Source organism: Pseudomonas sp. EGD-AK9 (genome assembly GCF_000465935.2).
GTDB lineage: Bacteria > Pseudomonadota > Gammaproteobacteria > Pseudomonadales > Pseudomonadaceae > Aquipseudomonas.
The window spans coordinates 1-1,357 of sequence record NZ_AVOF01000560.1; the positions used below are offsets into that span (position 1 = coordinate 1).

Consider the following 1,357-nt stretch of genomic DNA (forward strand, 5'->3'; position numbering starts at 1 on the left):
AGGGCCAGGCTGGCCAGGTTCTGGTAGTCGAGCCAGTAGCGCCGCTCGCGGCCGGCCAGGGTCATGCGCCAGTCGGCGTAGCGCTCCTCGCCGGCCGCCTTGGCGAAGGGCGGCGGCAGGTCGATGGCCACGCCCTTGAGATTGGAGTCGACGCGCAGCTGGCTGTCGTCGCCGTCCAGGGTCAGGCGCAGGCGGTAGGGCAGCAGGCCGCTGAGCGGCAGGCTCTGCTCGATGCCTAGCCACTGACGCAGGGTCTCCACCTCGGCCTGGCCGCGCAGATCGAACAGGGTGCGTGTCCGTCCCCGCGCGCCTTCGGCGCTGATGCTGCCGCGCACCTGGCGGCCGAACACCTGGGCCCGCACGTCCGGCGCACTCAGGCCGCTGGCGCTGTTGAAACGGAACGCCCCCTGGATCTGGCTCAGTTGCAGGGCGGGATTGACCAGCTCGAGGCGCGCGCCTTCGGTGGCGAAGTCCACCACCACGCCGGGCGGCGCGCCCTTGGCCAGCGGAATGTCCAGCTGCAGGCGCCCGGCCAGCGGGCCCTCGCCCTGCCAGCCGGCGAACAGCTCGGCGGTGCCCAGCGGCGCCTCCTGCAGCAGCTTGAGGGCGTCGCCCAGGCTGCTGCTCACCTCGCCGTCGAGCTGCAGGCGCGGCGGCTGGCCGTTGTGCAGCAGCGGGATAGCGGCGCTGACCGCGCTCACCTGGCTGTCCAGCAGGCGCCCCTGCTGCAGGCGCACGCGCACGCCGTCGTCCTCGATCAGCACCTGGCCGCGGCCTTCGCGCAGCGCCGGCCAGCCGGGCTGGAAGGCCAGCTCGGCCTCTGCCACCTGGAAGAACAGGCTGAGGCTGCGCGCCGTGATGGCCGCGCCCTTGTTCAGCGAACCCTGGTACTGGAAGTAGCCCTCCTCCACCTTGCCGGCACGGATCGCGCTCTGCAGCCAGCGGCTCAGTTCGGCGCTCATGCCCGGCGAGCGGGTCGGCAGGTACTTCTCGGTGTAGGCCGCATCGCCGTCGCGCAGGCCGACGCGCAGGTCCATGTAGTCCTCGGCGTCGGGGTCGCGGCGCAGGCGGATCAGCATGTCGCCGGCGAGCTGCCCTTCCTCGCCGTCCAGGCGCATATAGGGGCTGGCCAGGGTCAGGCCATCGTCGTTCCAGGCCCAGCTCAGCCGCGCCTGGGCGTGGCGGTAACGCCAGGGGGTGGGGAACAGCTGATCCAGGTGCAGGGCGAAATTCTCGCTATTGAGGCGCAGCTCGCCCTGAAACGGGTTCCCCGACACGCTGCCGCTGACGTTCTCGGCCGCCGGCGCGCCGCGGTAGGCGGCGACGCCGACCCGCTCCAGGTTGGCGGCGAACTGCA

The 1,357-nt window shown here is 72.2% G+C and carries 1 protein-coding gene; it reads right to left on the reverse strand.

Annotation, left to right across the window (positions count from 1 at the left end; genetic code table 11):
• Positions 1–1,357: YhdP family protein (locus N878_RS20565; protein ID WP_021445419.1), on the reverse strand; the 1,357-nt coding region annotated here is incomplete at both ends.